Below are 6,624 nucleotides of genomic sequence, written 5' to 3' on the forward strand. Positions count from 1 at the left end.
GATCAACGCGTTCAGCCGAAAGCCCCGCATTCGAGCGACACCACGGCGGAAATCTCGCGCACCAGGGCGAAAACCTCGCGCAACGGGCGGATCAGCCGCTCCTGTTCCTCGCCATAGCCGTCATGGCGCGGCGCGGGGGGCTCGGCGAAATCCAGCGCCGCGCCGGGCGGATCGCTGGCCGGGAAGACCTGCTCCAGCAGCTCCACCGCCGCCGGCACGTCGAGGCGCAGCAGGCGATGCAGCAGCCCCTCCCGCGTCACGCCGTGGCGGGGGGAGAAGTCGGGCACCTCGACGGCGATGATCCAGATGCGGTGGATCAGGCAGAGCCGCAGCGCATGCAGGGCGAAGAGCCGGTCGGACATGCGCGGCGCCTGGCCGGGCCAGGCGGCGCGCAGCGCCAGGTCGTCGGCCTTCAGGCGGCGGAAGACGGCGCGCGCCGGGTCGCCCAGGCCGAGCTGCTCCAGCGCGCCGGCGACGGCGACCAGGGCGGCGGCGCGGCCCGGCCGGCGGCTCTGCGCCGCGCGGTCCAGCCAGGTGCCGGGGTCGAGGCTGGCGACATAGCCGCGCAGCACATCGGCATCCGACAGGGCCAATCCGGCGCGGGCGAAGGCCAGGGCATTGGCGAAGCGCGGGCTGTGCTGCAGCAGCTCGGCGAAGGCCTCCGCCTCCTGCAGCGCGCCATGGCCGAGGCCGTGCATCAGATTCGCCAGGAAGCCCAGCTGCTGCAGCACCGCGTTGTTCGGGATGGCGCGCAGCTCGCGCGGGTGGCGGATGGCGACGGGGCCGCCGGAATCGCTCTGCCGGTTGGCCGGGCGCGAGCCGGTGCGGTCCAGCAGCGCCGGGCCGAAGGCGCCGAGCAGGGCGGCATAGCCGGCATCCTCGACCAGCCCGTTGAAGGCGACGCGGGCGCCGGCGAAGAGGTCGGTGGCGGGGCTGGCCTCGGCATAGGCGGGGTCGGTGATCTCGGCCGGGACCGGCGCGAAGACATGCTGGGCGATGCGGGCGATCGTCGCATGCGCCAGCGCCGGGGTGCCGAAGAGCAGATAGCCGTCGCCGCCCTGGAAGGCGGTCTCCAGCCGGGTCGGGATGCCGCGCGCCGCGAAGGCGGCGCGCACCGCCGGCGGTTCGAGATAGGCGAAGCGCGCCGCCAGCCCGTCCGGATGGCCGCCGCGGCCCAGGCCCTCGCCATGGGTGTCGAACAGCACGACCTCCAGCCCCTGCAGCCCGTGCCGGGTCAGCAGGTCGGCCACCCGCAGCTTCAGCCGCTCGATCAGCTGGGTGGCGGCGACCTGGCCGACATAGCGGCCGGAATCGGAATAGCCGAACTGCAGGCAGAGCCGGCCGACGCGCTTCAGATGCGCCCGCCAATGCGGGCTGCGCAGCGCCTCCTCGACCACCCGCTCGCCGCGCCGCTCCAGCGCCTCCGCCGTCTCGAAGAGAGGAGAAATCTCGACCTGGTCCTCGACGCCGGCGAGGCGCGCCAGCAGCAGAGCGGCGAGCAGCGTGTAGCCGCTCTCGGTCTCGGCGACGAGGAAGCGGACCGGCTGGCTGGCATCGATATGCTTGGTGATCTGGGCCACCGTCATCATCAGCCGGGCGGCGGAGGCCTGCTCGACCATCAGCCCGCCGAAATCGACCGGCTCGGCGGTGGTCTCCTCCAGCGCCGTGTTGATGGCGGCGAAGAGGGCGCGGCGGCGGGCCGGGTCCTCGGGCCCGCTGCCCAGATGCGGGAAGCGCAGGCGGGCGGCGTTGTGCAGCTGCGCCGCGTTCAGCCGGACATGGGTATGCGCCAGCGACAGGCCATGCGCCACCAGCCCGGCGCGGGCGACGCAGAGGGCGAGGCGGGTCTCCTCCTCGCGCGCCGCGGCGATGGCGGCGGGGAACAGGGCGAGCAGCGGCGCCGGCGTCACCAGCGCCGCCTCGCGGCCGCCGATCAGGGCCTGGGCGAAGGCCTGGACCGCGGCGGGCTCGGGCGTGCCGGGCGGCGGGCAGGCGGCGAGCTGGGCGTCCAGCGCCTTGAGCGCCTGGGCCACCCGGGCCCGCAGCGGGCCGGTGCAGGCCGGCGGCAGGGCGGCGAGCTGGCCGGCCAGCCGCGCCAGCTGCAGCCGCTTCATGCGCAGCCGCAGCCGCAGCGTGTCGTGCCAGCCGATATCGGTGCGGCCGTCGGTGTCATAGCCGACCCAGCTGGCCAGGATCACCGGCCGCGGGTCGAGCTGGCTCCAGCGGTCCGGCCAGATCGCCCGCGCCGTGCCGAGGAAGGCGGCCGCCAGCCGGTCCAGCGCGTCGCGGCCATTGGCGATGGCGAAGGCGGCCTGCTCGAACTCGTCGGTCAGGCTGGGCGCGGTGGGGCGCAGCGGCAGCGGCTCGTCGGGCGGGATGCCGCCGGCGGCGCGGGCCAGGGCGAGGCCGGATTCGCGCGGCAGGCTGAAGGTCGGATGGGCGGTGAAGACGGCGGCGGCGCGCGGCCGCTCGGCGGCGGCGCGGAAGGCGGCCAGCGGCACCGGGCTGTCGTCGGGATCGGGGCGGGCGATGCGGGTGGCGATGGCGGCCAGCGCGCTGTCGGTGGTGGCCAGGCCAGCGCCGACGCTGCGGGCCAGGCGCTGCGCCTTGTCCAGGAAGGCGGCGCGGCCGAGCTGGCGCAGGATGGTGGCGAGGTCGGCGTGGCTGGCCCGGCCTTCATCGAGGCGGCGGCTGAGCGCCAGGGCGACGGAGAGGGCGGGATTGGCGAAAGGATCGCCGCGCGCCGCCGAGCGGGCTGCGGCGACGAGGGCGATCAGCTCAGCTTCGGTGAAGGACGGCATGCCGCCATGCTGCACCCGCTAAGCCGATTCGTCCGTAGATTCTTTCTCAACAGAAAAAAGAAGGGGGCCTGGGGGAATTCCTTCCCCCAGCCTTTACTTCTGTTTGGCGGCCGCCTCCACGGTGGGCGGTTTCTCGACATGGTACAGGGCCAGCTTGCGCCACCAGGTGAGCTTTCCCGCGGCTGCGGCGGCGCGCAGCAGGTGTCGCACCAGCCGACGGCGTCCCGCCACGCCCGTCAGCGGCGCGGCCGCGCCGGCGAGCAGCACGGCCGCCGCGCCAAAGACGAGCTGCGCTGCCCCCTTGCTCATCATGCTCGCCGCGGCCCCGACCCGGCCATCCCCGTTGTGGAGGCTGGTCGCGACGAAGACCTGCCCGCCCGAATAGGCCCGCATGATCTGGTAGGACACCGCCATACGGGACGCAGGGATTGCCTCCCATACTCCGGCCTCCGCGCACCAGACGAAGCGGCAGCCTCGGCGCTCAAGGCGGAGGAACAGGTCCAGGTCTTCCCCCCCCGAGGCGCCGAAGGCGGGGTCGAAAGGCTCGGCCTCGGTAAAACAGGTTTCGCGGCGCCACAGGGAGGAGGCGGTGCTGACGGCGAAGCCCTTGTGCCGTCCCGGTCCGCTCGCCGGAACGGGCGTGCCGGAGGGGAAGGGCAACACGCGGGTGAAGGCAGCGCCCTCGGGGTCCCAGTCCGGTGCCTGGCCGCTGGCGAAGCGCGGCCGCACCGGAGAGATGGCCACGTCCGCCCCGGTTTTCTCCAAGGTTTCCACGAGGTGGTCCAGCCAGCCCGGCTCCACCTCCAGGTCGTCGTCCAGGAAGGCGACGAGCGGGGCTGCCGCGGCCTTCAGCCCGGCATTGCGGGCGCGCGAGATGTTGGGCGGTGAGGCCGGTACCCAGCGCACCGGGTGTCCCTCCGCCACCAGCCCTGCCGCGTAATCCGCAGCGTGGCCGGAGGGGCTGTTGTCGGCAATGACGATTTCGAAGGGTGTGCCGCGCCGGGTGCCATCGCGGAGGCAACTCTCGACCGCCGCCTTCAGCAGCGTGAGGCGGTTGAAGGTGCAGATGACGACCGAGACCGCGGGCGCCGAGAGTGCGGCGCTCATGCCGCGGCCGCCCGGGGCGAAAGGCTCGCCAGCGTGTCTCGCAGCCCCTCCGCCACACCGATCCGGGGCGTCCATCCCAGGGCCTCTCGCGCGGCATCGATCGGATAGGTCGTCCGGCGTCCGAACAGTGCCAGCTCGCTTCCCGCTGGCGCCGCGAGGGCCCATTGCGGCACGAGGCCTGGACGAAGGCGATCGACGGCCTTGAAGGGAAGAGAGAGCAGCGAGCGCGCCCGGATCTGCGCGGGGAAAAGCTCGGGCAGGGGCGGCGCGCCGATGCCTTCGGCCAGGCGGCGGAACCAGTCGTTCCAGCTCATCGCCTCTGGCCCGTCCAGGTTGAAGGCGCGGTGAGCGATGCCCGGCGCCATCAGCGCTGCCGCGACCGCCGTCGCCACGTCGCGCACATGCACGAGATTGCAGGTGCCATCGCCAGCGGCGCCAAAGGTTCCCCAATGGCCGGAGCGGATGCGCGCCACCATCTTGTCCACCCAGAGCACACTGCCCGGGCCATAGATGATGGTGGGGCGGAGCAGCACCGATTCAACGCGCCGCTCGCCGAGGCAGAGGTCCTCCGCCGCCAGCTTCCAGCCGGCATATGAACCGGTCCCGACCGGCACGCGCTGACTGTCCTCCCGCAGCGGGCCCGAGCCCCCCGCATAGACGGCCACCGAGCTGAGCACGACGATCCGTCGCACGCCGGCCCCGGCCGCTGCCGAAAGCAGGTTCCGCGTGCCATCCACCGTCACGCGCCGGTCACCCACCGCGCAGTGGACCACGGCGTCGATCCCCGATAGCGCCGCCTCCACCGTCTCCGGAGAGAGCAGGTCGAGGTGCCGGGATCCCGCTGCTCCGTCGCGCGTGGCGGGGACGGTCTCGACTCCCTCCGTCTCCCGCAGAAGCCTTACGACATGCCTGCCGACGAAGCCGCCGGCGCCGATGACCAGAACTTTTGGCACCATCTCACCGACGTTTTCGCGCCGCCCCGGAAAATATTTTCTGTAAAGACGCAAAATCCACTTTGCAACCGGCAGCAAGCTCCATCCCGCAACCCTGAGGTCGAGGACTGTCAGGCGCAGGCAATCGTGGAACAGGCGTTTCGCAATCCTCGACAGGTTCTGTTGGTGCCTGACCATGGACCTACCTGCTGCGGCGACAGGGATGCGGATGATGCTCGCCACGGATGCGCATCAGGCGATGCCGGAGCCATCGATCCATGGTCTGGCATCCGTGGGGTCTGCAGCGCGACGCGATACGCAGGAGGCTCCCGGCCGATCGCGTGGCGGCCGTGTCGTTGCTGTCAGCCTGACGCCGGTGCCGATGATGCCGAAGCGGATCTCGCGGGTCACAGCCCGTAGCTGCCGCCCTGCTCGGCCCAGGGCATCGGCGCGACGGGGGCGAAACGGCTCTTCACCGGCTGCGCCACGCCCTGGTCGAGCGCCTCCTGGATGGCCAGGGTCACCTCGGTCAGGTGCAGGGCGAAATCGGCGCCCAGCCGGGCCGGCCGGCCGGCGGCGATCGCCTCCAGCATCTCGGCCGGGCCGAGCATGAAGTTCATGCTGGCGGCGCCGCGGCGGCCGACCTTGGGATGGGTCGGACCCTTGATGCGGAAACGGTAGGTCAGCGGCGATTCCACCAGGCGCCGGCGGATGCGCAGCCGCTTGCGGATGCGCACCGGCGCGGTATTGGCCCAGCATTCCTCCAGCTCGAGCGTGCCGGTCTCGCCGAAGATGCGCAGCCCGTGATCGTGGCGGGCGATGATGCTGCAGGTCAGGCGGGCGACCATGCCGCCCTCGAAGAACAGGGTGGCCACTGAGAAATCGGGCGCCGGGGCGTCGCCATTCTCCAGCATCACGCCGGAGACCTGCGCCGAGGCGGCGGCCACCTGGCGGATCGGGCCGAAGAAGGCCGTCAGCCAGGTCAGGTAGTAGCCGGCATGCTCCAGCGTGCAGCCGACGGCGAATTCGTCCTGGTGCGGCCAGGGAGCGCCGGATTCGCTGATCCAGTCGCGATAGGGGGCCTGGGTGATGTAGCCGTCATCGAGCTCGGCATAGACCAGGCGCGGCGTGCCGATGGCGCCGCGGCGCAAGGCCAGCCAGGCGGTCTGCGCCGCCTCGCCCAGCAGGCTGCAGGGGGCGGAGGCGATCTGCAGCCCCCGCTCGGCGGCCAGGCGGTGCAGCTCTTCCGCCTGGGCGAGCGTGGTGGCCAGCGGCTTCTCGGAATAGACCGGAAAGCCGGCCTCGAGGCAGGCGCGGCTGACCGAGTCATGCGCGCCGGGATTGGTCAGGTTGAGGATCAGGCCAGGGCGGGCCTCGAAGACCGCCTGCAGACTGTCCACCACCGGGGCCTTCCAATACGCGGCGAAGGCGGCGCGGCGGGCCGGATCCGTGTCGAAGGCAGCGACCAGGGCAATGCCGGGAAAGGTCTCCAGGCTGCGCATGTAGAGATCGGCGACGAAGCCGGTGCCGATGATGGCGATGCTGCTCATGCCCTGCCCTGCTCTGCCTTTGCGGCAGAAGCTATAGCGGATGCGGCAGGGGTGACGGAATTGCCTGGCAGGCAACAAAAAACCCCATCGCTTTGCAGCGCTGGGGTTTTTTGTTGGAACTGATGGGATGCGGGGACAGGATTTGAACCTGTGACCTTCAGGTTATGAGCCTGACGAGCTACCGGGCTGCTCCACCCCGCGGTGGTGATGGTTGATCAAGTGGAGATCATGAGG

The 6,624-nt window shown here is 71.8% G+C and carries 4 protein-coding genes and 1 tRNA gene; all 5 read right to left on the reverse strand.

Going from position 1 to position 6,624, the window contains the following annotated elements; translation table 11 throughout:
• Positions 1 to 11: 11 nt before the first annotated feature.
• The 5 genes from WFI16_RS21300 to WFI16_RS21320 all read right to left on the reverse strand — a co-directional run bounded on the left by WFI16_RS21300 (position 12) and on the right by WFI16_RS21320 (position 6,591).
• Positions 12 to 2,801, reverse strand: a complete 2,790-nt coding sequence (locus tag WFI16_RS21300; RefSeq protein ID WP_419899868.1) for a phosphoenolpyruvate carboxylase — start codon at positions 2,799 to 2,801, stop codon at positions 12 to 14.
• A gap of 93 nt (positions 2,802 to 2,894) precedes the next feature.
• Positions 2,895 to 3,908: a glycosyltransferase family 2 protein gene (locus WFI16_RS21305; protein ID WP_419899869.1), complete on the reverse strand. Its 1,014-nt coding sequence runs from the start codon at positions 3,906 to 3,908 to the stop codon at positions 2,895 to 2,897.
• Positions 3,905 to 5,083 carry an NAD-dependent epimerase/dehydratase family protein gene (locus WFI16_RS21310; protein WP_419899870.1) on the reverse strand — a complete coding sequence of 393 codons (1,179 nt, stop codon included), beginning with the start codon at positions 5,081 to 5,083 and terminating at the stop codon, positions 3,905 to 3,907. Before WFI16_RS21310 ends, WFI16_RS21305 begins: the two co-directional genes overlap by 4 nt.
• Positions 5,084 to 5,247: 164 nt before the next feature.
• Positions 5,248 to 6,390, reverse strand: a complete 1,143-nt coding sequence (locus WFI16_RS21315; protein ID WP_419899871.1) for a Gfo/Idh/MocA family protein — start codon at positions 6,388 to 6,390, stop codon at positions 5,248 to 5,250.
• A gap of 127 nt (positions 6,391 to 6,517) precedes the next feature.
• Positions 6,518 to 6,591 (reverse strand) — tRNA-Met (locus WFI16_RS21320).
• Positions 6,592 to 6,624: the final 33 nt, after the last annotated feature.

Source organism: Roseomonas sp. USHLN139 (genome assembly GCF_037145735.1).
GTDB lineage: Bacteria > Pseudomonadota > Alphaproteobacteria > Acetobacterales > Acetobacteraceae > Pseudoroseomonas.